The 26723-nt window shown below is 71.1% G+C and carries 14 protein-coding genes; 9 read left to right on the top strand and 5 right to left on the bottom strand.

The window, feature by feature from the left end; genetic code table 11:
* Positions 1-51 precede the first annotated feature (51 nt).
* The 8 genes from ACWIGI_RS37370 (at position 52) to ACWIGI_RS37405 (ending at position 18581) form a co-directional block, all read left to right on the top strand.
* The gene (locus ACWIGI_RS37370; protein WP_454208305.1) at positions 52-921 is read left to right on the top strand and encodes a helix-turn-helix domain-containing protein; all 870 of its coding nucleotides are present in this window, start codon (positions 52-54) and stop codon (positions 919-921) included.
* Between the two features lie 153 nt (positions 922-1074).
* Positions 1075-1551 carry an AMP-binding protein gene (locus ACWIGI_RS37375; protein WP_454208306.1) on the top strand — a complete coding sequence of 159 codons (477 nt, stop codon included), beginning with the start codon at positions 1075-1077 and terminating at the stop codon, positions 1549-1551.
* Between the two features lie 59 nt (positions 1552-1610).
* A complete protein-coding gene (locus ACWIGI_RS37380) occupies positions 1611-14819 on the top strand; it encodes an amino acid adenylation domain-containing protein (RefSeq protein ID WP_454208307.1) in 13209 nt (4402 codons plus the stop codon).
* Between the two features lie 23 nt (positions 14820-14842).
* Positions 14843-15823: an ATP-binding cassette domain-containing protein gene (locus tag ACWIGI_RS37385; RefSeq protein WP_454208308.1), complete on the top strand. Its 981-nt coding sequence runs from the start codon at positions 14843-14845 to the stop codon at positions 15821-15823.
* Positions 15820-16653, top strand: a complete 834-nt coding sequence (locus tag ACWIGI_RS37390) for an ABC transporter permease (protein ID WP_454208309.1) — start codon at positions 15820-15822, stop codon at positions 16651-16653. The genes ACWIGI_RS37385 and ACWIGI_RS37390 overlap by 4 nt, the downstream gene beginning before the upstream one ends.
* A 1-nt stretch (position 16654) precedes the next feature.
* Positions 16655-17476, top strand: coding sequence for an ABC transporter permease (locus tag ACWIGI_RS37395; RefSeq protein ID WP_454208310.1), 822 nt, complete (start codon positions 16655-16657; stop codon positions 17474-17476).
* Positions 17477-17568: 92 nt separating this feature from the next.
* Complete coding sequence (locus ACWIGI_RS37400; protein WP_454208311.1) at positions 17569-18081, top strand: peroxynitrite isomerase; 513 nt, start codon at positions 17569-17571, stop codon at positions 18079-18081.
* Between the two features lie 293 nt (positions 18082-18374).
* Positions 18375-18581 carry a hypothetical protein gene (locus tag ACWIGI_RS37405; protein ID WP_454208312.1) on the top strand — a complete coding sequence of 69 codons (207 nt, stop codon included), beginning with the start codon at positions 18375-18377 and terminating at the stop codon, positions 18579-18581.
* 24 nt (positions 18582-18605) lie between these two features.
* Here the strand turns inward: ACWIGI_RS37405 and ACWIGI_RS37410 are convergent, their stop codons facing one another.
* The 3 genes from ACWIGI_RS37410 to ispG form a co-directional block, all read right to left on the bottom strand.
* Positions 18606-20423, bottom strand: coding sequence for a penicillin-binding transpeptidase domain-containing protein (locus tag ACWIGI_RS37410; RefSeq protein WP_454208313.1), 1818 nt, complete (start codon positions 20421-20423; stop codon positions 18606-18608).
* Between the two features lie 89 nt (positions 20424-20512).
* A complete protein-coding gene (locus tag ACWIGI_RS37415) occupies positions 20513-21376 on the bottom strand; it encodes a GNAT family N-acetyltransferase (protein WP_454208314.1) in 864 nt (287 codons plus the stop codon).
* Between the two features lie 69 nt (positions 21377-21445).
* On the bottom strand, positions 21446-22579 hold the full coding sequence (gene ispG, locus ACWIGI_RS37420; RefSeq protein ID WP_454208328.1) for a flavodoxin-dependent (E)-4-hydroxy-3-methylbut-2-enyl-diphosphate synthase: 1134 nt from the start codon (positions 22577-22579) through the stop codon (positions 21446-21448).
* 207 nt (positions 22580-22786) lie between these two features.
* Between ispG and ACWIGI_RS37425 the strand changes: the two genes are divergently transcribed.
* Positions 22787-23467: an endonuclease V gene (locus ACWIGI_RS37425; RefSeq protein ID WP_454208315.1), complete on the top strand. Its 681-nt coding sequence runs from the start codon at positions 22787-22789 to the stop codon at positions 23465-23467.
* A gap of 28 nt (positions 23468-23495) precedes the next feature.
* Here ACWIGI_RS37425 and ACWIGI_RS37430 read toward each other — a convergent pair whose 3' ends face one another.
* Positions 23496-25355 carry a TerD family protein gene (locus ACWIGI_RS37430; RefSeq protein ID WP_454208316.1) on the bottom strand — a complete coding sequence of 620 codons (1860 nt, stop codon included), beginning with the start codon at positions 25353-25355 and terminating at the stop codon, positions 23496-23498.
* A 150-nt stretch (positions 25356-25505) separates the two neighbouring features.
* Positions 25506-26708, bottom strand: a complete 1203-nt coding sequence (locus tag ACWIGI_RS37435; protein ID WP_454208317.1) for a M50 family metallopeptidase — start codon at positions 26706-26708, stop codon at positions 25506-25508.
* Positions 26709-26723: the final 15 nt, after the last annotated feature.

The following is a 26723-nucleotide window of genomic DNA, read 5'->3' on the forward strand; positions in this document are numbered from 1 at the left end:
CAAGAACGCAACAGTGCGTTCTAAGTAGTGCGCTAAGCGAAAGGGTTTGTCATGGCAGGCAAGCGCACCGTGCTCACCGTCCGTCTGCGCCGCCTCGCGGCGATGCTGCACGAGATGCGAGAGACCGCCGGACTCAGCAAAGAGGTGGTGAGCAGCAAAACCGGTATCAACGTCACCACGCTCTACCGCATCGAGACGGCGCAGGCCAGGCCACAGCGCCGCACCCTCACCGCGATGCTGGATCTGTACCGCATCGCCGAACCACAGCGTTCAGATGCCTTGCAGTTGCTGGTCGACGCCCTCAAGCCCGGCATGGCCCGCTCCTTCGAGGACGCGGTCTCCGAGGTGTACGGCGCGTACATCAACTTCGAGGCCGAGGCGCTCTCGGCGCGGTTCTTCCAGGCCAGCTACGTGCCCGGGCTGCTGCAGACCTCCGCGTACGCCAACGCGGTCTACCAGACCACCATGCCCAAGATCTCCGACCAGGTGATGAACCAGCGCATCCAGGCCCGCCAGGAGCGCGCCGGCGTGCTCACCAAGCACGACCCGCTCGAACTCTGGGTCGTACTGGACGAGGCCGTGGTCCGGCGCCTGGTCGGCGGCCCCGAGGTCATGCGCGAACAGTTCGACCTGCTGCTCGACCACACCAACAAACGCAACGTGATCCTGCAGATCCTGCCCTTCGACGCCGGCGCGCACCCGGGGATGCTCGGGTCCTTCACCCTGCTGGACTTCCCCGACCCCGCCGACCCGGAACTGGTCTACGTCGAGGGCATCGCCAGCGACGAGTTGATCGAGGGCCACCCCGAGGTGCGCCGCTACGGGGTCATGTTCGACCAGCTGCGGGCCATGGCGCTGAGCCCGCGCGATTCCATCACGATGATCGAGGAGAGCCGGGACGAGCTGGGCAGACGCGAGTAACGAGGCTTCCACCCACCCTGGGGTGGGGGAAGCATCACCCTCGGAGCGGTGATCGGCAGCACTGAGGTCGCTGTTGGATCGAACCGGATGCGACGACAGTTGGATACATCCCCAACAGCACCACACAGTCGCATTTCCGAGAGGATGATAACGATGTGCAAGTCGGTCGAATCGCCCGCCATCACCCTCGTTCCCCAGCGAGCGAGCCGGCAGCACGCTGCCACCGCGACCATCTCTCGCCCCGATTCGGCGTCCATCGCCTACAGCGCGGCCGACTGCGCCCTGACCTACGCCGAACTCGATCGGTGGTCCAACCGGATGGCCCGCATGCTGCTGACCCTCGGGGCCCGCCCCGGCACCCGGGTCGCCATTGCCGCCACCCCGCAGCTGGAATCGATCGTCGCCCGCCGCGCCATCGCCAAGACCGGCGCCACCGCGGTGCCCTTCACCACCGAGAAGACCTCGGCCCGTGTCGATTTCGGAATCACCACCAGGGAGGGCCTGGATCGCTTCGCCGATCCCCGCCGCGTCCTGGTGCTGGACGAGCGCTCCACGCTGCTGCAGTACCTCACCGGCTCGGACGCCCCGCTGACCGACGCGGAACTGCATCGGGCCCGCCGGGCCTCCTGACCCCGGCCCCCGGTACTCCGCGCTCTCGGTTCCGCTTTCATTGACACGCAGGATGTTTCATGGATTCCAGCTCTGCCGCCAGCTCCGACCACGCAGCATTCGCACTGTCCGCGGCCCAGCGCGGCATCTGGTTCGCCCAGCATCTGGCCGGTGACACCCCCATATCCATCGCACAGTACGTCGAGTTCGACGGGGCGGTCGACATCGAACTGCTCGCGGCGGCGGCCCGCCGGGCGGGCCGCGAGTTCGGCACCGGCTACCTGCGCCTGCTCGAAATCGACGATCTGCCTTGGCAAATCGTCGACACCGACCTCGACGACAGCATTCTCACCATAGACCTGAGCGCGGCCCCCGATCCGGAGGCCGCCGCACAGGCGTGGATGCGCGCGGAGTACACCGCGCCCCTGGACATGACCCGCGACCGGCTCTGCACGGTGGCCATGCTGCGCCTGGCGCCCGACCGCTGGTACTGGTACTCGCGCCTGCACCACATCCTGCTCGACGGCGTCGGCGCGCTCACCATGCTGCAGCGCACCTCGGAGATCTACAACACCACCGCGGCCGGGCTCGAGGTGCCGCCCGGCCGGGCCGAGCCGCTGCAGAAGATCGTGGAAGCCGATGTGGCATACCGTGATTCGGACCGCCTGCAGGCCGACCGCGACTACTGGCGCGAGCACCTGGCCGGTATGGCCGAACCGGCGAACCTGGGCAGGCGCACCGGCGCCGTGGACGCCCATCCGCGCCTGCTCAGCGGCGCGCTGCCCGCCGAGACCGCCGCGCTGCTCGACGCGGTGACCGCGGAGTTGTCCACCAGTGCGGCGCCCGTAGTGGTCGCGGCCTTCGCCGCGTTCGTGGGCGCCATGACCGGCACCGGCGAGATCGTGCTGAGCCTGCCGGTCTCCGGCCGCACCACCGCCACCCTGCGCCGTTCGGGCGGCATGGTCGCCAACGTGGTGCCGCTGCGCCTGCACCCCGCCCCGCTCGCCACCGCCGGCGAACTGATCCGCGCCACCCAGGGGGAGCTGACCGCCGCCCTGCGCAGGCAGCGGTACCGGCAGGAGGACATCCTGCGCGACCTGGGCTGGGCCATGGACGAGGTCGCCAGCTTCGGCCCGACCGTCAACCTCATGCTCGCCGACACCCGCATCCGCCTGGGCGGGGTGACCGGGCGGCTGCACGTGCTCACCTCCGGCCTGATCGACGACCTGTTCGTCAACGTCTACCCCGGCATCGGCGGCGAACGCACCCACATCGACTTCCAGGCCAATCCGAACCGGTACGGCGAGGACGAGCTGGCCGGCCTGCACGAGCGGTTCCTGGCCTTCCTGCACCGCTTCCTGGAGGGCGGGCAGAGTCAGCCGCTGGCCGCGGTGACCGCGCTGGCCGCGGGCGAGCGCGCCCGGCTGGTGCCCGCCGCCGGCCCCGCGGACGCGCGGACGCGCACCCTGCCCGAGATCCTCACCACCGGGGCCGAGATCGACCCCGCCGCCATCGCGCTGCGGGTGGAGGGCAGCGCCCTCACCTATCGCGAACTCCTCGAGCACAGCACCCGGCTGGCCCGCGTCCTGATCGCGGCCGGCGCGGGACCCGAACGCGCGGTGGCGATTTCGATTCCGCGCTCGGCGGAATCGGTGCTCGCCATGTGCGCGGTGGCGCTGACCGGCGCGGCCTTCGTCCCGGTCGACCCGAAGTACCCCCGCGATCGCATCGAGCACATGCTCACCGACAGCGGCGTCGTCGCCGGGCTGACCGTCGCGGCCGAGCGCGGCGCCCTGCCCGACCGGGTGCGCTGGCTGGTGCTGGACGCGGAGGAGACCGAGAAGGAGCTCGCCGGGACCGACGCCACGCCGATCACCGATGCCGACCGGGTGCGCCCGGTCCGGCTCGATCAGCTCGCCTACCTCATCTACACGTCCGGGTCCACCGGCCTACCCAAGGGCGTCGGGGTCACCCACCGCGGCCTCGCGAATCTGGTGTCCGGCTCCGGCTCGGCCTTCGGCGTCGCCGCCGACGCGGTCATGGCGCACGCGGTCTCCCCGAGCTTCGACATCTCGGTCGAGGAACTGCTGGTCGCCTTCGCGGTCGGCGCCACCGTGGCGGTGGTGCCCCCGGCCGCCTACGCGGGCGAGGACCTGGCCCGCGTGCTGCGCACCCTGGAGGTCACGCACCTGAATGTGACTCCGGCCGTGGCGGGTTCGCTGGATCCGGCCACCCTGCCGCGGATTCGCACCGTGGTGGTCGGCGGCGACGCCTGCCCGCCGGAGCTGACCGCGCGCTGGGCCGGGCGCCGCGTGATCAACGGGTACGGGCCGACCGAGGCCACCGTCACCGCCACCCTGAGCGCGCCGCTGACCCCGGGCGAGCCCGTCACCATCGGCGCGCCCACCCGCGGCATGCGCGCGGTGGTCCTCGACGCCTGGCTGCGGCCGGTCGCGCCGGGGGTGACCGGCGAGCTGTATCTGAGCGGGCCCGGGCTCGCGCGCGGCTATCACCAGCGCATCGGCTTCACCGCCGAGCGGTTCGTCGCGAACCCCTTCGCACCCGGTGAGCGCATGTACCGCACCGGCGACCTGGTCCGCTGGCGGCGGCGCGGGGACGGGTACGAGCTGGAGTTCGGCGGCCGCGGCGACACCCAGGTCAAGGTGCGCGGCTTCCGCATCGAGCTCGGCGAGGTCGACGCCGCGGTCGAGCGGCATCCGGGCGTGGACACCGCCATCACCGTGGGCGCGACCACCCCCGGCGGAGCCACCGCGCTGGCGACCTACGTGCTCGCGCTCGCCGACACCGAGATCGATCCCGAGGCCGTAAAAGCCACCGTGGCCCAGCACCTTCCGGCGCACATGGTGCCCGCGGCGGTCATGGTGCTCGACACCCTGCCGCTCACCCCGGCCGGCAAGGTGGACCGGCGCGCGCTGCCCGCGCCCGACTTCGGCTCCGCCGCGCGCAGCGGCCGCACCCCGGTCACCGCGCGCGAGGTCACCCTGGCCGCCATCGTGTCCGAGGTGCTCGGCATCGCCGACGTCGGCGCGGACGACAACTTCTTCGCACTCGGCGGCGACAGCATCGTCGCCATTCAGCTGGTGGCCCGGGCCAAGACCGCCGGACTGTCGCTGCGTGCGCGAGATGTGTTCGAGCACAAGACCGTTGCCGCCCTCGCCGCGGTGGCCACCGAGGTCAGCGCACCCGCGGTGCACGAACTGGCGGGCGGCGGCACGGGCGAGGTGCCGCTCACCCCGATCGTGCACGCCATGCTCGAGCAGGGCGAGACCTGGCCGCGCTTCGCCCAGGCCGTGCTCGTCGGCCTGCCCGCCGACGTGGACCGGTCCCGGCTGGCCGTGGCCGTCCAGGCCCTGCTGGACCGGCACGATCTGCTGCGCAGCACCCTGCGGCGCAGCACGGATCTGCCGCGCGACTCCCAGGACCCGGTCTGGATCGTGGGCGCGCCGGGCTCGGTGCGCGCCGAGGACCTCATCGAGGTCGTCCCCGCGCTCAACGGCGGGGACGGGGAAGCGGAACTGCAGTGGGCGGCCGACCTGCTCGATCCCGCCGCCGGGGTCATGGCGCGCTTCGTGCTCATCGAGCGCGAGCAGAACTCGCCGCTGCTGTGGCTGGTGCTGCACCACCTGGTGACCGACGGGGTCAGCTGGCGCATCCTGCTGCCGGACCTGGCAACCGCGTGGCTGGGCGGCGATCTCGCGCCCATCGGCACCTCGTTCCGGCGCTGGGCGCACGGCCAGCGCGAGCAGGCCGCGCGGCGACTGCCGGAAATGCCGCTGTGGCAATGGATCATGGAGACCCCGGACCCGCCCTTCGGCGACCGCGCGCTCGATCGCGCCGTGGACACCGCCGCCACCATGGGGCAGGTGCGGACCGTGATCGACCTCGACACCGCTTCGGCCGCACTGGAACTGGTGCCCGAGCGCTTCCACTGCGGCGTCGACGACGCGCTGCTGACCGCACTGGCCATGGCCGCGAGCAGGTGGCGCGCCACCCGGCACACCCTGCTCACACTGGAAGGCCACGGCCGCGAGGAGGCCATCCTGCCCGGCGCGGACATCTCCCGCACCATCGGCTGGTTCACCAGCGTGTACCCGGTCGCGCTGGACCTGAGCGAGATCGACCTCGACGAGGCGTGGGCCGGCGGGCCCGCGGCCGGCACCGCGCTCAAGACCGTCAAGGAACAGCTGCGGGCCATCCCGGACAAGGGCGTCGGCTACGGCATGCTGCGCTACCTGGTGCCCGAGGTCGCAGCGGACTTCGCTAACGCGCCGGTGCCGCAGCTCAGCTTCAACTACCTGGGCCGCACCGGCGGCGCCGAGGGCACCGGCGACGAAACCCCCTGGCTGCCACGCCGATTCGCGGCCACTCAGCACGACGACGCGCCGCTGGAAGCGGTCCTGGACATCAACGCCTTCCGCACCGACGCGGGGCTGGAGGTCACCTGGGCCTATGCCGCACAGGTGCTGACCGAAGCCCAGGTCGAGGAGTTCGCCGGGCTGTGGGCGCGGGCGCTCACCGCGCTGACCGAGCACGCGCGCGGCGGCGACGCCGGCGGGCACACCCCCTCGGACTTCCCGCTCGTGCCGGTGTCGCAGCGCCACATCGAGGACTGGGAGACCCGGTACCCCGACCTGGCCGACGTGTGGCCGCTCTCGCCCCTGCAGTACGGGCTGCTCTTCCACGCCCGCTACGACACCGACACCGCCGACGGCTACACCGTGCAGACGCGGCTCTCGCTGGCGGGCCGGGTGGACGCCGCGCGCCTGCGGGCCGCCGCCCACGCTCTGCTCGGACGGCACGACGTGCTGCGGGTGGCCTTCGTCGAAACCCCGGACGGGCCGCGTCAGCTGCTCACCGCCGTCGACGAAATCCCCTGGCAGGACCTGGATCTCACCGCGCTCGGCGACACCGCCGAGCGCACCCGCGAGCTGGAACGGCTCATCGCCGTGGACGCGGGCACCCGTTTCGATCTGGCCCGGCCGCCGCTGGTGCGCTTCAGCCTGATTCGCACCGGGGACGAGGCGTACACGCTGCTCATGACCAACCACCACCTGATCCTGGACGGCTGGTCCACGCCACTGCTGGTGCGCGAACTGCTCGCCGGCTACCTCGCGGCCGTCACCGGCCAGACCTTCGACGGCCCGCCCGCGCACTCCTACCGTGAATTCCTGGCCTGGCTGGGCGAACAGGACGACGCCGCCTCCATGGACGCCTGGCGCGAGGCCCTGGCCGGGGTGGATTCCCCGACCCGGTCCGTGCCGACGCTCGCGGGCATCTCGCACACCGAATCCGGCATGGTGTCGGTGGATTTCGGCCCCGAGTCGCTGTCCCGGCTCGAGGCCACCGTTCGCGGGGTCGGCGCGACGGTCAACACCGCCGTGCAGGCCGGGTGGGCGCTGCTGCTGGCCATGCTCACCGGCCGCACCGACGTCGTCTTCGGCGGCACCGTCTCCGGGCGGCCGCCGCAGCTGGCCGGCGTCGAGGAGATGGTGGGGCTGTTCATCAACACGCTCCCGGTGCGGGTGCGCCTGGATCCGGGCGAGCGGGTCGGCGATCTGCTCGCGCGGGTGCAGACCGAACAGGCCCGGCTCCTCGATCACCAGCACATCGGACTGGCCGCCATCCACCAGGCGGTCGGGTTGCCCGAGCTCTTCGACACCCTCACCGTCTTCGAGTCCTACCCGATCGACCGCGAAACCCTCTCGCGCGCACTCGATATCGCGGGCATGCGCATTCTGGACGTCGCCGGCACCGACGCCACCCCGTATCCGCTGAACCTCATGGTGATTCCGCAGCGCGCCGCCGACGGCGCCGAAAGCCTGCAGCTCACCATCAAATTCATGGCCGACCAGCTGCCCGAGGCGGCCGCGCGGCGGCTGCTGGAACGATTCACGCACCTGCTCGAGCAGATCGCCGGGCAGCCCGGACGCCGCGTCGCGCACCTGCAGCACTGCGAACCGGCCGAACGCCGGGCGCTGCTGCCGGTCCGCGGCGCGGAACCGGTGCCCATGCGCACGCTGCCGGAGATCCTCGGCGCGGGCGCGCGGGTGAACCCGGACGGCATCGCGGTCAGCTCCGGCACGCTCACCATGACCTACCGGGACCTGGACGCCTGGTCCAACCGCTTCGCCCGGGTGCTGCTGCGCCGCGGCGTCGGCCGCGAGGTGTTCGTGGTGCTGGCGCTGACCCGGTCGGTGGAATCCATCGTGGCGGTGTGGGCGCTGGCCAAGACCGGCGCGGCCTTCCTGCCGCTGGACCCCAACTATCCGGTCGAGCGGATCGAGCACATTCTCACCGATTCGCGCGCACCCATCGGCGTCACCGTGTGCGCGGTCGGCGAGACCCTGCCGGGCACCATCGACTGGCTGCTGCTGGACGACCTCGCGACCATCCGCCGCGTCATGACCGTGTCCGACGCGCCGATCACCGACGCCGAACGCGGCGGGCCCATCACCCTCGGCCAGGTCGCGTACCTGATCTACACCTCCGGCTCGACCGGCAAGCCCAAGGCCGTACTGCTGAGCCACCGCGGCCTGTCCAATCTGGCCGCCTCCCAGGAGACCCTGCTCGACCTCAACGAGACCTCGCGGCCGCTGCAGGTGGCGTCCCCGAGCTTCGACGCCTCGGTGCACGAGATGCTCATGGCGCACGCCATGGGCGGGCAGCTGGTCATCTCACCGCCGGACGTCTACGGCGGCGCCGAACTCGAGGAACTGCTGCGCACCGAACGCGTCACCCACGCGGTCATCACCCCCTCGGTGCTGGCGACCATGAACCCGGCCGGACTCACCGATCTGGTGAACCTGGCGGTGGCCGGCGAGGCCGCCGGACCCGAACTGGTGGCCGCGTGGGCGCCCGGTCGGCGCATGGTGAACCTCTACGGGCCAACGGAATTCAGCGTGTGGGCCACCGGTCCGGGCGAGCTGCTGCCCGGGGAGCAGATCACCATCGGATCGCCCATTCGCGGCGCGGCGGCCATGGTGCTGGACACCTGGCTGCGCCCGGTGCCGGTCGGGATCACCGGCGAGCTCTACCTCACCGGCCCGGCGCTCGCGCGCGGATACTTCAACCGATTCGCGCTCACCGCGACGCGGTTCGTCACCAATCCGTACGGCCCGCCCGGCTCGCGGATGTACCGCACGGGCGACATGGTGCGCTGGATCGAGACCAAGGGCCCGGACGGCTCCCGGCTCGAGCTGGAATACCAGGGGCGCAGCGACTTCCAGGTGAAGATCCGCGGTCTGCGCATCGAACTGGGCGAGATCGACGCCGTGCTCAACGCCGACGACGAGATCGAGTACGCCGCCACCCTCGGCACCCCCGGACCGGGCGGGCAGACCGTGCTGGTCTCCTACGTCGTCGGCACGGGCACGCCCGGGGCGCTGGACACCGAGCTGCTGCGCACCCGGGTGGCGTCCTCGCTGCCGGGGTACATGGTGCCCAGCTACATCATCGAACTCGACGACGTGCCGCTCACCCCGGTCGGCAAACTCGATCGAACCGCCCTGCCCGCACCGGATTTCACCAGTCTGCAGGAGCGGTACCTGGCCCCGCGCACCCCGGTGGAGACGGCGGTGGCGGAGGTGTTCGCCGACGTGCTGGGCGTGGAGAAGGTCTCGATCGACCGGTCCTTCTTCGAACTCGGCGGCAACTCGCTCAGCGCCACCAAGGTGGTGGCCCGGGTGAACGCCGCGCTCGGGGCGACCGTGGCGCTGCGCGATCTGTTCGACGCGCCGACCGTGGCACAGCTCTCGGCCCGCGTCGTACCCGCCGGGGACGGGCCCGGACGGGTCGCGCTCGCCGCGCGCATCCGGCCGGACCGGATCCCGCTCTCCCCCGCCCAGCAGCGCATGTGGGTCATGAACCGGATGGATCCCACCTCCGGCGCGTACAACATCACCGCCGCGCTGCGCCTGACCGGCGCGCTGGACGCCGACGCGCTGCACGCGGCCGTCGTCGACGTGGTGACCCGGCACGAGACCCTGCGCACCGTCTATCCCGCCGACGCGGACGGCCCGCGCCAGGTGGTGGTGAGCGTGGAGGCCGCCGCGCCGCGCGTCGGCGTGCGGGACACCGAAGACGGTGCGGCCCTGCGGGAACGGATCGCCGAACTCACCGGATCGGGCTTCGACCTGACCCGGGAGACCCCGCTGCGGGTCGGGCTGTTCCGGCTCACCGACGTGCCCGAGACCCACGTGATCGTGCTCGTGGTGCACCACGTCAGCGCCGACGGCGCGTCCATGGCCCCGCTGGCCACCGATCTCGTCGGCGCCTACCTCGCCCGCACCGCGGGCGCGGGCGCCACTCAGCCGCCGCTGCGGGTGCAGTACGCGGACTACGCGCTGTGGCAGCGGGAACTGCTGGGCGACGAGAAGGACCCGGAATCGGCTGCCGCACAGCAGATCACGTACTGGTCGCAGCGACTCGCGGGCGTCCCCGACGTCCTCGAGCTGCCCGCGGACCGGCCCCGGCCGGCCGTGCAGTCGCTGCGCAGCGCCGACCTGCCCTTCACCATCGACGCGCAGGCGCACCGCGGGCTCGCCGCGCTGGCGGCCGCGACCGACACCAGCCTGTTCATGGTCGTGCACGCCACCGTCGCGGTGCTGCTGTCCCGGCTCGCGGGCACCCCCGACGTCGTGATCGGCACCGCCGTGGCCGGACGCGGCGACGCCGCCCTCGACGATCTCGTCGGCATGTTCGTCAACACCCTGGCCCTGCGCACCCCTGTGGACCCGGGCCGCGGCTTCCGCGAATTCCTGTCCGCGGTACGGACATCGGATCTGGACGCCTTCGCCCACTCGGAGGTGCCGTTCGAACGCCTGGTGCAGGTGCTCGATCCGCCGCGCTCGACCGCGCACCATCCGCTGTTCCAGGTCTCGCTGTCGCTGCAGAACTTCGCGCTGCCCGAACTGGAGTTCCCGGGACTGCGGGTGAGCGTCGAACCGTTCGAGCGGGACGCCTCGCAATTCGATCTTACCTTCGACCTGCGCGATCCCGCGCCCGGCGCCGAGCCCGGCGGACTGGCGGGCACCCTGACCTACGCCACCGATCTGTTCGACCCCGCCACCGCCGCGCAACTCGTGGAGCGCTGGCAGCGCCTGCTCGCCGCCGTCCTCGCCGACCCGGACATCCGCATCTCCGACATCGACCTGCTGCGCGCCGCCGAACGCACCGCCCTGGTGCCGCTGCGCGGACCGCGCGGCACCGGCGAGCACACGACCCTGGCCGAGGTGCTCACCGCGGCCTCGGCCTTCCACCCCGAACGCCCGGCGATCATCGCCGACGGCCGGACCCTGACCTACGGGGACTTCGAGGCCGCCGCGGACCGCCTGGCCGACCGCCTCGCCAACGCCGGCGCGGGCGTGGAAACCACGGTGGCACTGGCACTCCCGCGCAGCGCCGAACTGCTCATCGCGCTGCTGGCCACCGCGAAGACCGGGGCGGCCTTCCTGCCGATCGACCCGCGCCATCCGATCGAGCGGATCGACCACATGCTCACCGACTCCGGCGCCGTGCTCGGCCTGACCGTGGACGCGCACCGGCCACTGCTGCCGGACAGCGTCCTGTGGCTGCACCTGGACGCACCGAGCGGCCCCGCTCGCCGGCCCTGGGACGAGATGTCGCCCTGGAGTGAACCTTTCGGCGAGATCGACCCGAACCATCCGGCCTGGCTCATCTACACCTCGGGCTCCACCGGCACCCCCAAGGGCGTCTCGGTCTCGCACCGCGGCCTGGCCGATCTGGTCCGCGCCCAGCACCACATGCTCGGCCTGAACGCGAACTCGCGCGTATTGCAGGTCGCCTCACCGAGTTTCGACGCCTCGGCGTTCGAGGCGCTGATGGCCTTCGGCGCGGGCGGCACCGCGGTGGTCGCGCCGCCGGACGTGTTCGGCGGCGACGCGCTCGCCGAACTCATCGCCGCGCACCGGGTCACCCACCTGGTCATCACACCGTCCGCGCTGGCCACGATGGATCCGGCGACCGTGCCCAGCGTGCGGGTGCTCGCGGTGGCCGGCGAGGCGATCGGGCCCGAGCTGGTCGCGCGCTGGGCCACCGGCCGCATGCTCGTGAACCTGTACGGCCCCACCGAATTCACCATCTGGGCCACCACCTCGGACGTGCTGCGCCCGGATCGGCCGGTCACCATCGGCCGGCCCATCCACGGCGCGGCCACCCTCGTCCTGGACGACCGGCTGCGGCCGGTGCCCATGGGCGTGGCCGGTGAGCTGTACCTGGCCGGCGACGCCCTCGCCCGCGGCTACCACGCCCGGCCCGGACTCACCGCGAGCCGCTTCGTCGCCGACCCCTACGGTGCGCCCGGCGAGCGCATGTACCGCACCGGCGACCTGGTCCGCTGGACCGGCTCGCTCGGCGCACCGCGCCTGGAATACCTGGGCCGCACCGACTTCCAGGTCAAGGTGCGCGGTCAGCGCATCGAACTCGGGGAGATCGACGCGGTGCTGACCCGCGCCGAGAACGTCGAGTTCGCCGTCACCCTCGGGGTGCAGGGACCGGGCGGAGCGACCGCGCTGGCCGCGTACCTGCTGCCCGAGGCCGGAGCCGAGATCGACCTCGCCGCGCTGCGCGCGCACGCCACCGAGGCGCTGCCGGGCTACATGGTGCCCACCGCCTTCGTGGTGCTGGACGCCATACCGCTCAACGCGGTGGGCAAACTGGATCGGAAAGCGCTGCCGGAACCTGTTTTCGAGGCCGAGACCGAATATCGCGCACCCGGCACCCCGAGCGAGGCGGCGCTGGCGGAGATCGTGGCCGAACTGCTGGGCCGCGACCGGGTCGGCGTGCACGACTCGTTCTTCGCCCTCGGCGGCGACAGCATTCTCGCCATCCAGCTGGTGTCGCGGGCCCGGCTGCGCGGGCTCGAACTCAGCCCCATGCAGATCTTCGAACACCGCACCGTCGCCGCGCTGGCCGCCCTGGCCGACGCCGCCGGGGAGAGCGTGGTGCTCGAGGAACTGCCCGGCGGCGGCGTCGGCGAGATCCCACCGACCCCGATCGTGCGGTGGATGACCGAACGCGGCGGCGACTTCGGCCGCTTCGCCCAGACCGCGGTGCTGGAGATGCCCCCGGGCATCACCCGCGCCCAGGTCGTGGCCACCCTCACCGCGGTCGTGGATCACCACGACATGTTGCGCGCCAAGCTGATTCACGACGACGGCGACTGGCGGCTGCACACCGGCGCGCCCGGCAGCGTCGACGTGGACGCCCTGGTGCATCGCATCGAGTTCGACGCGGCCTCGACCGCGGAACTGCGCGAATACGCTGTCACGGAACTGGATTCGGCACTGAACCGGCTCGATCCGGCCCGCGGCACCGTCCTGCAACTGGTCTGGCTCGACCCGGTCGACGCCACCCGCGCCGGACGGCTCATCGTGGTGGCCCACCACCTGGTCGTCGACGGGGTGTCCTGGCGCATCCTGGTCCCCGACCTGATCGCCGCCTGGGCCCAGATCCGCGGCGGCGCCCAGCCGATCCTGGCCGAGACCGGCACCTCGATGCGGCGCTGGGCGCACGCCCTCACCGAGGAGGCGCGCGGCCCCGAACGCAGGGCCGAACTCGACCACTGGCACGCGCTCGCGACCGCACCGGATCCCCTGCTCGCGGACCGCGACCTGGATCCGGCGATCGACCGGGTCGCCACCGTGCGCACCGTCGACATCCAGGCGCCCGCGGCGGTCACCACCGCCCTGCTCACCACCCTGCCCGCGCTCTTCGACGGCACCGTCGAGGACGCCCTGCTCGCCGCGCTGACCCTCGCGGTGGCCCGGTGGCGGGCGGACCGGAACCGGGCCGATGAACAGGATCCGGTCCTGGTGCGTATGGAAGGACATGGGCGGCAACAGGAAATCGTGCCCGGGGCCGATCTGTCCCGGACGCTGGGGTGGTTCACCACCCTGTATCCGGTGCGCCTGGAACTGCCCGGCGTCGACGTCGGGCAGGCGCTGGCCGGTGGACCCGCCATGGGCGCGGCCATCCGCGCGGTCAAACATCAACTGCTCGCCGTTCCCGGTAAGGGCATCGGCTTCGGCCTGCTGCGCTACCTCGACCCCGAATCCGCGAACCGGTTCCCGGCCCGCCTGCCCGGGCGCATCGGCTTCAACTACCTGGGCCGCTACGCCACCGCCGACATCCCGGCCGGGCTGGAAGGACTCGGCTGGCTGCCCACCGACGAATTCGGCGATCTGCACGCCACCGAACACCCCGGGGTGCCGGTGAACGCGGAGATCGAGATCAACGCCGTGGTGGTCGGGGACCGGCTGGAAGCCTCGTTCGGCTTCCCGGGCGGCCTGTTCGACACCGCGGAGATCACCGAGCTGGCCCAGCGCTGGCTCGAAGCGCTCACCGCCGCGGCGGAATTCGCCGCCACCCCGGCGGCCCGCGCGGCCGCCGACGCCGAGGCCGCGTACCTCGCCGAACAGGCCGCCGCCCGCGTGCTCGCCGAATCGTCCACGGGCGCGGGCGGTTCCGCCCTCGGACTCGACGTCGTCCTGCCCATCCGGCCCGGCGGCGACGAACCCGCCCTGTTCTGCATCCACCCGTCCTCCGGCATCGCCTGGACCTACCTGGGTCTGGCCGAACAGCTGCGGCCCGGACGGCCCATCTACGGCCTGCAGGCCCCCGACCTGTCCGGGGATCCGCACGCCCGCAGCATCGACGACTTCGCCGACCGCTACGTCGCCGAGATCCGCGCCCTGCAACCCGACGGGCCGTACCACCTGCTCGGCTGGTCCTTCGGCGGGCTCATCGCGCACGCCGTGGCCGTGAAACTCGCGGCCGCCGGCGCCGAGGTGGGCACCCTCGCGCTGCTCGACGCCGACAGCACCGACATCGACGGCGACAGCATCGAGAAGCTCACCGCCGGTTCGTTCATCGCCACCTTCGGCGTGGTGTTCGGCATCGGGGACATCCCCGCCGAATCCACCGCGCAGGAAGCCGCCGACCTCATCAGCGCGCGCATGGGCGGGGTGTCGCTGGTCGACGCCGTCACCCTCGAGCGCATGGCGGCCTCCTACAACGCCTCCGCCCGCACCCGCACCGGCTACCAACGGCCCGTATTCCACGGCGACGCACTGTATTTCAGCGCCACCGTGGACACCTCGGACATCTTCGGCCCCGAGGGCTGGCGGCCCTGGATCACGGGCGCCATCACCAATCACGACATCGAGGCCGGCCATGACGAGCTGACCTCACCGCACGCGCTCGCGATCATCGCCCGCGTCCTGGACGACCACCTGGGAGATGCGCGGTGACAACCCTGGAAGGGACAGTGACAATGGGCGACGGAGTATTCGTCGAGAACGTGGAGAAATCCTTCGGCGCGGTGCATGCCCTGCGGGGCATCAGCTTCACCGCCGCGCAGGGCGAGGTGCTCGGCATCCTCGGCCCCAACGGCGCGGGCAAGACCACCATGGTCAACATCCTGTCCACGCTCATCGCACCCGATGCCGGCCGCGCCGCCGTCGCCGGCCACGACGTGGTCACCGAGGCCGCGGCCGTACGCCGCAGCATCATGCTGACGGGGCAGTTCGCGGCCCTGGACGACGCGCTCAGCGGCTACGAGAACCTCGTCATGTTCGGGCGGCTCATGGGCCTGCGCAAACGCGCGGCCAAGGCCCGGGCCGACGAACTCATCGCCGAGTTCGACCTCGGCGCGGCCCAGGGCCGGCGGGTGGGCACCTACTCCGGCGGCATGCGCCGGCGCATCGACATCGCCTGCGGACTGGTGGTGCGGCCCGAGGTGGTGTTCCTCGACGAACCCACCACGGGGCTGGATCCCCGTAGCCGCCAAGGGGTCTGGGATCTGGTCGGCGGATTCCGCAAACACGGCATCACGACCCTGCTCACCACCCAGTACCTCGAAGAGGCCGACGCCCTGTGCGATCGGATCATCGTCATCGATCACGGCGTGGTCATCGCCAGCGGCACCGCAGACGAACTCAAATCCCGTACCGGCGGCAGCTATTGCGAGATCGTGCCGCAGCGCATGGAGGATCTGCCCGCCATCGCCGACGCCCTCGGCGATCTGCTGCCCGAGGCCAATCGCGACGCGCTGAACGCGGACTCGGACCGCATCGCCGTTCCCGCGCCCGCGGGCGCCAAGACCCTGGCCGAAGCCCTGCGCCGGCTCGACGGCGCGGAGATCGAACTCGTCGACATCGCGCTGCGCCGGCCCTCGCTCGACGACGTGTTCCTGAAGCTCACCGGGCACCTCGCCGAGGAGCCCGCCGTCGAGGACGAAGGAGCGCGGGTATGACCGCCGCGACCACGGCCCCCGCGGGCTGGCTGACCGCGGCCCGGGCCACGCCCGCCACCGTCCAGCAGTGGTGGGTGCTGACCTGGCGGCTCATCGCGCCGGCCGTCAAGACCGGCGAGATCGCCACCGCCATCCTCGCGCCCATGACCTTCGCGGCCAGCTTCTACATTCCGCTCAATCTCGTGATGACCTTCTCCGGCACGGGATTCAGCAGTTACGCGCAGTTCATGGCGCCCATCGTCATCCTGCAGGCGGCGGCGTTCACCGCCATCTCCGCCGCCTTCCGGGCCGCCACCGACATGGTCTCCGGACTCGACCGGCGCTTCGACGCCATGCCCGTGCATCCGCTCGTACCCACCGCGGCGCGCATGTCCGCCAACATGTTCCGCATGGCGGTGGCCCTGGTGTCGGCGCTGATCAGCGTGTACGTCATCGGCTTCCGCTTCGAGGGACCGGCCCTGCACACCGCGGCCTTCATCGGCCTGGCCATGCTCATCGGCCTGGCGTTCTGCCTGGGCGCGGACGTCATCGGCACCGTGACCAAGAGCCCCGAGGCCACCACCCAGATGCTGGTACTGCCACCGCTGATTCTGGGCATGCTCTCCACCGGACTCGCGCCGGCGGCCCAATTCCCGGACTGGGTCGAACCTTTCGTCCGCAACCAGCCGGTCTCGCAGTTCGCCTACGGGCTGCGCGCGCTCGGCGGGGACAGCCTGGGCAACGCGGGCGAGGTCACCTGGTCACTGATGCTGCCGCCGCTGCTGTGGGCCGCCGCGATCATCGTGGTGTCCGCCTACTTCACCGTCCGGCTCAACACGAAGAGGTCCTGACATGGCGACCCTGGACGCGCCCGCCGACGCCGACATCGTGCGCACCACCGAAACCTCCGTCCCGGCCCTGGTGCGCCACACCTGGATTCAGACCCACCGGCTGCTGCTGCGCTGGGCCCGCGATCCGATCACCCTGCTCGAGACGCTCATCGTCCCGTGCCTGCTGCTGCTCATGCTCGACATCGTGGTCGGCGGGCAGATCGAGAAGTTCTCCGGCAGCGACGCCCTCTACGGCTCCGCGCCGATGGTGACGCTCGTCGGCGCGCTCTCGGGCACGGTCGCCAGCGGCGTCATGCTCGGGCGCGAACGCGACGCCGGGCTGCTCGCGCGCTTCTGGGTGCTGCCCGTGCACCGCGGTTCCGGGCTGGCCGCGCGCATTCTCGCCGAGGGCATGCGCATCTTCGCCGGCACCATCGTCATCATCTGCTTCGCCACGGCCCTGGGCTTCCGCTTCCGGCAGGGACCCCTGGCGGCCTTCGCCTTCCTGTGGATCCCGGTGCTGTTCGGGCTGGCCTTCGCCACCATGGTCACCGCCATCGCGGTGTTCACCGCCAAATCCACGCTCGTCGAGGGGGTGGCGATCCTGTCCTCGCTGCTCATGTTCTTCAGCACCGGATTCGTCCCGCTGGCCGCCTATCCCGGCTGGATTCAGCCCGTCGTGCGGCATCAGCCCATGTCGGTGGCCGTGGACACGATGCGCGGGTTGTCCGCGGGCGGGCCGGTCGCGTGGCCGCTGACCCAGACCATCGCGTGGTCGGTCGGCGCGATCGCCGTCTTCGCCATCCCGGCGGCGTACGGCTACCGCCGGGCCAGCCGCCGCTGACAGCCGCCACCGAACCGGGCAATCCAGACCCCTTTCCGCGAATCCCGGCGCCGCCGCGCGCCGACCGGCCTCGACGCGGCGGCCGGACCACTATGCTGGCCGCCGTGCTCGAACCCCAGACCCCCGTCGAACCCCACCCCGCCATCGCCCATCTGGCCCCGCTGCTGGGCAGCTGGCGCGGCCGCGGCCAGGGCGAGTATCCGACCATCTCCTCCTTCGAATACCTGGAGGAAGTGCACTTCGGACACGTCGGCCGGCCCTTCCTGACCTATCGCCAGCGCACCCGCGCCGCCGACGACGGACGGCCCATGCACAGCGAGACGGGGTATCTGCGGGCCATCGGGGGCGACCGGGTCGAACTGATCCTGGCGCATCCCACCGGCATCACCGAGATCTGCGAGGGCGAGCTCGTCGCCGACGACGACGGTCTGCGCATCGAGCTGGACTCGACCTCGATCGGCCGCAGCAGCAGCGCGAAATCGGTCACCGCGCTCGGGCGCACCATCACCCTGTCCGGGGACACGCTCAGCTACACCCTGCGCATGGCGGCGGTGGAACAGCCGCTGCAGCATCATCTCGCCGCGACCATGCACCGCCAGAACTGACACCGGCCCGCGGGCCCCGCCGCCGCTCGATCCGCGTCGGCCCGGGGGCAACCGACAGGTATATCGCGACAATTCGATAACGGCCCGGCGTGGCCGAACGCATTCCCCCTGGTGATCCGCACCACTTCCCGTCGCGAAGTGTGCGGGATCACACCAATGGGTTGCCCCGCGCATGGCTGTCCGATTACCGTTCCATGCGTTGGCAAACAATCAGCCACCACTCATGAGCACCGGTTATCCGCGACAGACCGTTCCGGGTCTCCCGACTCATCCCCAAAACAAGGGAGTGGGATATGAAGCGTTCGGCTCTTCTACTACTCACCACCGCCGGCATGATCCTCGCCGGCGCCGGGGTCACCGAGATTCTCGGCGATGCCTCCACCGTCGGCCCGCCCGCCAGAACCCTGGCCCAGCAGCGATTCGTCTCCGACACCATCAACGGCAACATCCAGCCCGACGCCTGCACACTCTCGTCGCGCACCCTGCCCGCCGACCGCTGACCCTTCGCGTCGAGTTCGGGCCCGCTATCGATATCCCGGCGGCAGCGCCGTGAGCATGTCCCTGGTCACCGCCACCGCGTTGTCGGAACTGCCGCCGCGCACCACCAGCGTGGCGAAGGCCATATCACCGCGATACCCCACGAACCACGCGTGCGAGCCGCCGTCCACCTCGGCCTCGCCGGTCTTGCCGTACACCTCGCCCTGATCGCGAATGCGCTCGGCGGTACCGCCGAGCACCACCCGGCGCATCATCAGCCGCAGCCCGTCCACCACCTCCGGGCTGAGCTGGGTCCGGTCGCCGGAGACCTCGGTCGGATGGCCGGAGATCAGATACGGCACCGGCGTCGTACCGTGCGCGATGGTCGCGGCCACCAGGGCCAGCCCGAACGGGCTCATGAGCACCTTGCCCTGCCCGATGCCGTCCTCCGCGCGCTGCACGAGTTCGTCGGCCGCGGGCACCGAACCCGACACCGTCGGCAGGCCGACCACCGAGTAGTCCGGGCCGACGCCCAGCGCGGCCGCCGCCGTGCGCAGATCCTCCCCGCCCAGTTCCGAGGCGATCTTGGCGAAGGCGGTGTTGCAGGACCGCTCGTACGCCTGCCACATCGGCACGTCGCCGACCGTGAAGAGGTTGTAGTTCGGGATGGTCCGATCCCCCACGATGATCGTGCTCGGGCACGGCACCACCGTCTCGGGATCGGCCAGGCCCGCGGTCATCGCGGCGGCCGCGGTCACCGTCTTGAAGGTCGAGCCCGGCGGATACAACCCCGAGGCCGCGACCGGGCCGTCGGCGTCGGCGGCCTCGTTCTGCGCGATCGCCAGGATCGCACCCGTCGAGGGCTGCATCACGACCATCATGGCCTGCTCCTGGCGCAGATCCACCGCGCGCTGGGCGGCGTTCTGGATGTAGCGGTCGACGCTCAGCGAGAACGACGGCGACGCCTGCGGTTCCACCTCGGTGAGCACGTCGACATCGGCGCCGTTGGCGTTGACGGTCAGCACCGCCCACCCGGCCTTGCCGTCCACCTCGTCGATCACGGTCTTGCGCACCTGGGTCAGCAGATCGGGCGCGAAACGGCGATCGGTGGGGACCATGTCCCACTGCTTGTCGTGACTGACACCGCGCAGACCGGACAGCTCGGCGGCGACCTCGTTGTACTCCCACTCCGAGAGCGTGATCACGGTGAACTTGCCCTCGGCCTTGCGGGCGGCGGTGAGCACCGCGAGCGGGGTGAGGTCCTCGTCGAACTGGCGCAGGACTACCGCGAGGGAGTTGGCCACCCCGATCGGGTCCGATGTGCCCTTGCGGTCGAAGAAGATTCGGTAGATCGGGCCGGGCACGAGCACGTCCGAACCCGAGCGCTCGTTCACCCTGGCCTTGGGCGCGGGCAGACCGCGCAGCTGCAGGGTCTGGGTATTGCCCAGTTGCGGATGGATGTTCGCCGAGTTCCAGCGCACCGCCCAGGAGCCCTCGCTGCGACCCATCTGCAGTTGCCCGCTGTAGGTCCAGACGCGGTTCTTGGGCAGGTGCCACTCGTAGGTGTAGTCCACGGTGGCGGTGTCGCCGGTGACCCGGGGCGGCTCCGAATGCGCGATCAGTTCCTCGGCCTGGAGCTGATCCCACGCGGAAGACAGTGCGGGAGCGGCCTTCTCGGGCAGGTTGGTGAGATCGGCGGCGGCCTGCACGTCCTTGTCCGCGAAGGCGGACAGGAAGGCGTCGGCGGTCTGGGCCGGGCCCTGCGGCCCCGTGGCGCAGCCGACCGCGGCCACCGACACCGCGGTGACGGTCAGCAGGGCAGTCAGCAGGGAGTGCCGCCGCGACGGAGAGAACCGAGTTGACATCGGCACAGATCGTAGAGCCAACTATGGGCAAACCGGCGCGACACACTGAGCGAGAACGGATTTCACGCCGTTCTCACAGAAACCCGCGCTCAATCCAGGAGGACGGTGGCGAATGTCGCGATCTGCCGGAAGCCGACCTTCTTGTACGCCGCGCGCGCGACCTCGTTGTAGCAGTTCACGTACAGACTGGCGGTACGCCCCGAGGCCACCACCACATTCGCGACCGCCGCGGTGCCCGCGGTGCCGACCCCGGTGCCGCGGTGATCCGGGTGCACCCACACGCCCTGAATCTGGCCGGTGCGGCGGGACAGCGCGCCCACCTCGGCCTTGAAAACCACTTCGCCGTCCTCGAAACGAGCCCAGGCGCGCCCGGATTCGATGAGACCGGCAACCCGGCGGCGATACCCCCGGCCGCCGTCACCGGCGCGCGGATCGACCCCGATCTCCTCGGTGAACATCGCGACCGCGGCGATCAGATAGCGATCGAGCTCCTCGGGCCGCACCCGGCGCACCCGCAGATCCGGGGCGACACCCGCGGTGCGCTCGAGCGCCAGCAGGGGCTGATCCGCGCGCAGCTCGCGGGCGGGACCCCAGTGCTCGGACAGCAGTTCCCACAGCGGCAGCGCCAGCTCGCGCCGGCCCACCACCGAGGAACACACGCGCGGACCCCGGATGGCCCGGTCGGCGAAGGCCCGCAGATCGGCCCGATTGCCGCGCAGCGGCACCAGATTGGCGCCGGAGAAGCACAGGGAGTCCCCGGGGCCGCCCCGGCTCCACAGCTCGCCGTACACGCCCCGGGTATCGAGTCCACACTCCTGCAACCGGGCGGCCACCATGCAACTGGCGACCGGGTCGGTATCCAGGACACGCAGAACTTGCGTCAGATCGCGGTTCGCGAGCTGACGGGCACCGGACGATTTGGGCCGGCGCGTCGGCTCCAGCACACTCCGCACGATCACAGCCTGCCAGAACTTGCGTCGATGTGCCCGACTATTGGCCGCGCCCGCCAGTTGACCTGCGAATTACCCGGCGGTGACCACCGGCGAGCCGGTCCCTTCGCTGTCACCCATCTCCTCCGCGATGCGCATGGCCTCTTCGATGAGGGTCTCGACGATGAGATGTTCGGGCACGGTCTTGATGACCTCGCCCTTGACGAAGATCTGGCCGCGGCCGTTGCCCGAGGCCACACCCAGGTCGGCCTCGCGGGCCTCGCCGGGACCGTTCACCACGCAGCCCATGACGGCCACGCGCAGCGGCACCTCCAGGCCGTCCAGACCGGCGGTGACCTGCTCGGCCAGGGTGTAGACGTCGACCTGCGCGCGACCACACGACGGGCAGGAGACGATCTCGAGCTTGCGCGGGCGCAGATTCAGCGACTGCAGGATGCGGTCGCCGACCTTGATCTCCTCGGCGGGCGGGGCAGAAAGCGAGACGCGAATGGTGTCGCCGATGCCCTCCGACAGCAGCGCGCCGAAGGCCACCGCGGACTTGATGGTGCCCTGGAAGGCCGGACCGGCCTCGGTGACGCCCAGGTGCAGCGGGTAGTCGCAGGCGGCGGCGAGCTGGCGGTAGGCCTCCACCATGATCACCGGGTCGTTGTGCTTGACCGAGATCTTGATGTCGCCGAAGCCGTGCTCCTCGAACAGGCTCGCCTCCCACAGCGCGGACTCCACCAGCGCCTCGGGGGTGGCCTTGCCGTACTTCTCGAGCATGCGCTTGTCGAGCGAACCGGCGTTGACACCGATGCGAATGGGAATGCCCGCGGCGCCGGCCGCCTTGGCGACCTCCTTGACGCGGCCGTCGAACTCCTTGATGTTGCCGGGGTTCACGCGGACCGCGGCACAGCCGGCGTCGATCGCGGCGAAGATGTACTTGGGCTGGAAGTGGATATCGGCGATGACCGGGATACCCGACTTCTTGGCGATCGTGGGCAGCGCGTCCGCGTCCTCCTGCCGGGGGCAGGCCACACGCACGATGTCGCAGCCCGAGGCGGTCAGCTGCGCGATCTGCTGCAGGGTCGCGTTGATGTCATGGGTCTTGGTGGTGGTCATCGACTGCACCGAGATCGGGGAATCACTGCCGACACCGACCTTGCCCACCATCAGCTGGCGGGTCTTACGCCGGGGTGCGAGGACGGCCGCCGGTGCGGACGGCATCCCCAGTGTGATGGCACTGCTCACGATCAGCTGCCTACTTTCGTCTCGTGCTCACCCGTTCCGATCCCGAGCTTACCGACGCGCGGATACCGGTCGCCCTGTGACGGCGGCGACAAGGCTACCTGCGCCGGACGGCCCGCCCGGAGTCGGCCCGGGGCCTACCCTTCTTATTCGTTACAGATGGCGCGAAGGTATACGGTGCGAAATGTGAAGGTAGCGAACATCGATCCCTGGCCTGCCACACCGGAAGAAGCCATCGCCCTTCAAGATCTGCTGCGCACCCGGGTCGTCGCCGCGAACCCGCGCCCCCCGAAATTCGAGACGATCGCGGGGCTTGACTCGGCCTACGGCGACGACGGCACCGTGGCCGCCGCCATCGTGCTGCTGGCGGCGGGTTCCCTGGCCACCCTCGAGACCGCGACCGCGCGCGGGAACACCGGTTTCCCCTACGTCCCGGGCCTGCTGGCCTTCCGGGAGCTGCCGACCACCCTGGCCGCGTTCGAGAACCTGGCCACCACACCGGATCTCATCGTCTGCGACAGCCAGGGGCTGGCCCATCCCCGGCGCTTCGGGTTCGCCTGCCACATCGGGCTGCTCACCGGGATACCCACGCTGGGGGTGGCCAAGAACGCCTGGGGCGAGTACGACGAGCCGGGGACCGAGCGCGGCGCGTGGTCCACGATCACCATCGACGGCGATCCGGTGGGCCGGGCGCTGCGCACCCGCGCGGGGGTCAAACCGGTCTTCGTCTCGGTCGGGCACCTCATAGATCTGGACACCGCCTGTGACCAGGTTCTCGCCCTGACCCCGGAGTTCCGCCAGCCGGAGACCACGCGGCAGGCCGATCGGCTGTGCAGGCAGCTGCTGAACGCGGCGGCTGCCGAGTAACGCCACGGCTCGCGCGGCGCCACCCGTCTCAGATGCGGGCGCCCTTGCGTGCGTTGCAGCCGCGGCACAGGATCTGCAGGTTGTCCACGCTGGTCGCGCCGCCCTGGCTCCACGGGATGACGTGGTCGAACTCCAGGTACCGCTTGTCGCCGCACTGGACGCACTTGCCGCCGTCGCGCTGCCACACCCGGGCCTTCACGTCCTGGGGCACGGCGCGCGAATCCCGCTCGCCGGGTGCCAGGACCAGGCGTTTGGCCACGCGCAGCGCGCCCTCGAGGACCGCGGCCACGTATTCGGCGTCCGGGACGTGGTACGTCCCGCCGCCGCGGGCGGTGGTGGCCTCGACGACGACGGTGTCGTACTCGTGGCGGATGGAAACGATTTTGGTCCAGGACAATTCGGCGCCCGCGCCCTGGCCGACGAAGCGCAGCTTCTTGCTGCTGCCGATCAGTCGGCCCGGAATGTGCTTGGGGCCGTTGGCCAGATACTTGATGCGGGTACCGTTGACGTCGAGGTAGAGCAGCTCGTCCGACTCCAGGTGCAGGTCGGGGCGCTCGATGTGCGGCAGGTCGCCGACTTTCACCTGGGTCAGGCCGCGCCCGCGCAGCATGCGCCGGCGCAGACCCTCGACGTGCTGGTGGGCGGTGCTCAGATCGGTGCTCGCGCGCAGGATCTCGATGGTGCGCTCGAACTCGGCGAGTTCGCTCGCCTCGATCTCGCCGTCTGCGAAGGCGAACGCCACCACCCGCTCCAGATGCGCCAGGGCCAGCGGGCGCAGCGCCTCCCTGCCGGTGCCCTCGCTGATCATCTTGTGCCGCAGCGTGACCCACAGTTCGTCCCACTGCGGCCCACTGGGCCCGGTCGCGGACAGCACCTGCCACACCCGGGCGCGCCAGGCCTCGAGCAGACCGCCGACCTCGCCCTCGCACCAGCGGCACGCGCTCGGCGGGCCGAACCGCTGCACGTGCCGGGGCCGGCCGCAGCGCGGGCAGACGGCGGGATCGTTCGCGGGGTGGGCGGTGCGGTACTCCTCGGTCCAGCCGGCGCCGTTCCACCAGCGCAGGCGGTTCGGATCGGCGGGGACCGGATACCAGGCGGCGGGCATGGCGGACGCCTGCGGGGGCGCTGGGGTTCTCGGGTGCGCGGGGAGCGTCGGATCCAGTCGCCGTGCGGCGGCGGCCGCGGATGCGGATGCGGACGGTGCGGGCTGCGTCGGGGCGGGGTCGGACGCGGGCGTGCGACCGGGTGCGGGTGTGGCCGGCGCGGATGCCGCCGACCGAGCGGGTGCGGATGCGGGCGGCGCGGTCGCGGGCTGCCGGGCGGGCGCGGGTGTGGTCTGCCGGGTGGGCGCGGGCGCCGGCGGTTCCAGGGTGGGCGGGGACTCCGGTTCGTCGTCGACCTCGACGCCGAATTGTTCCGCCAGCCCGCGCAATCCGCTGTCCCAGCCCTGGCCGACGGCCCGGAACTTCCATTCGCCGTTGCGGCGGTAGAACTCCCCGAGCACCATGGCGGTCTCCCGGCCGGTGCCCTGGACCGCGTAGCGCAGCAGCCGCCCGCCGGAATGGCGCACGGTGAGGGTCAATCCGTCGATGTCACCGAACGAACCCTGGTCGACCGAGCCGGTGATGACGACCCGATCCACCGTCGCGTCGATATCGGCCAGCGCCAGGCGCAGGGTGGCCCGGCCGGCCGTAACCTCGGACAGCGCAACGGTTCCCGAGGGATGCGCGGGGGCGTTGAAGAAGACGAAGTCGGCGTTGGATCTGATCCTGCCGGTCTCGGCCAGCAGCAGCGCCTGCGGATCCAGCGCCCGGTCCGAGCCCCATTCCAGCACCAGCGATACCGCGGGCGCCGCGACGGCCGCGTTCGCCCCACGCGTCAACTCCACGACGCAACACCGTTCCTTCATCGCGCGACAATTCGTCGAGACATCCATCGCGCCAGGAACTTCGGATTCGCCGCCCCGGGCCTGTGGCAGCCCCGCTTCGAATCTACCGATTGCCGCCGACAGGATCGACACGCCGGCGGCGGGAACGGATCAGGGGAAGAGTTTGATCGGGTTCACGATGTCGGCGGCCAGGGTGAGGATCATGTACGCGCCGCCGAGTACCACCACCACGTATGTGGCGGGTAGCAGCTTGAGGTAGTCGACCGGCGGACCGTCGGGCAGGCCCTTGCGATTGCGGAACAGGTTGCGCAGCTTCTCGTAGATGACGACCGCGATGTGCCCGCCGTCCAGGGGCAGCAGCGGCAGCAGGTTGAACACGCCCAGGAAGAAGTTCAGGCTGGCCAGGGTCAGCACGAACAGGCTCCAGATACCGCGTTCGGCGGTCTCGCCACCGATCTTGGAGGCGCCGTAGACCGAGACCGGGGTCTCGGGATCGCGCTCACCGCCGGTGACCGCCTCCCACAGGTCGGCGACCTTGGCGGGCATCTGCGCCAGCGACTGCAGGGTGCGCAGGCCGATCTCGCCGGTGAACGCGGCCGAGGCCGGGATGGCGGCGAAGAAGCCGTACTGCACCGGGCCGTAGAAGTCCTGGCCGACACCGACTTTGGAGACCATCTTGACCGGGCCGTCCTTGACCGGGTACGTGGCCGCCTGCTCGGGCGTGACGGTGACGGTGAGCTTCTCGTCGCCGCGCTCGACCGTGTAGGTGAAGGGGCCGGTCTGCTTCTCGGTCTGGTCGCGGAATTCCTGCCAGGTCTCGATGGCGGTGCCGTTCACCGCGGTCACGATGTCCCCGCGCTGCAATCCGGCCTTCTGCGCCGGGCCCTCGCCGCTGCACGGGATGACCTTCTGATCCGGGCCCTGGCTCGCGACGCAGCTCATGGCGCCGAGCTGGGTGGCCGGCGGCTGATCGAAACGCGGCAGGCCCCACACGACGGCGAGCAGCATGATCAGCAGGAAGCCGAGCAGGAAGTTCATCAGGATGCCGCCGGACATGACGAACAGCCGCTTCCAGGTCTTCTGCCGGTACATCGCCCGGTCGAGTTCCTCGGGTTCGAGCTCGTCCAGGGCGGTCATGCCCGCGATATCGCAGAATCCGCCCAGCGGCAGCGCCTTCAGACCGTATTCGGTCTCGCCGCGCCGGAACGAGAACACCTTCGGGCCGAAGCCGATGAAGTAGCGGCGCACCTTCATACCGGTGGCCTGTGCCGCCCACATGTGGCCGCATTCGTGCAGCGCGACCGACACGGTGATACCGAGGGCGAACAGTGCGAAGCCGATCGCGTAGACCATGCGGTAGTCGAACCC

This window comes from Nocardia sp. NPDC055321 (assembly GCF_053645575.1).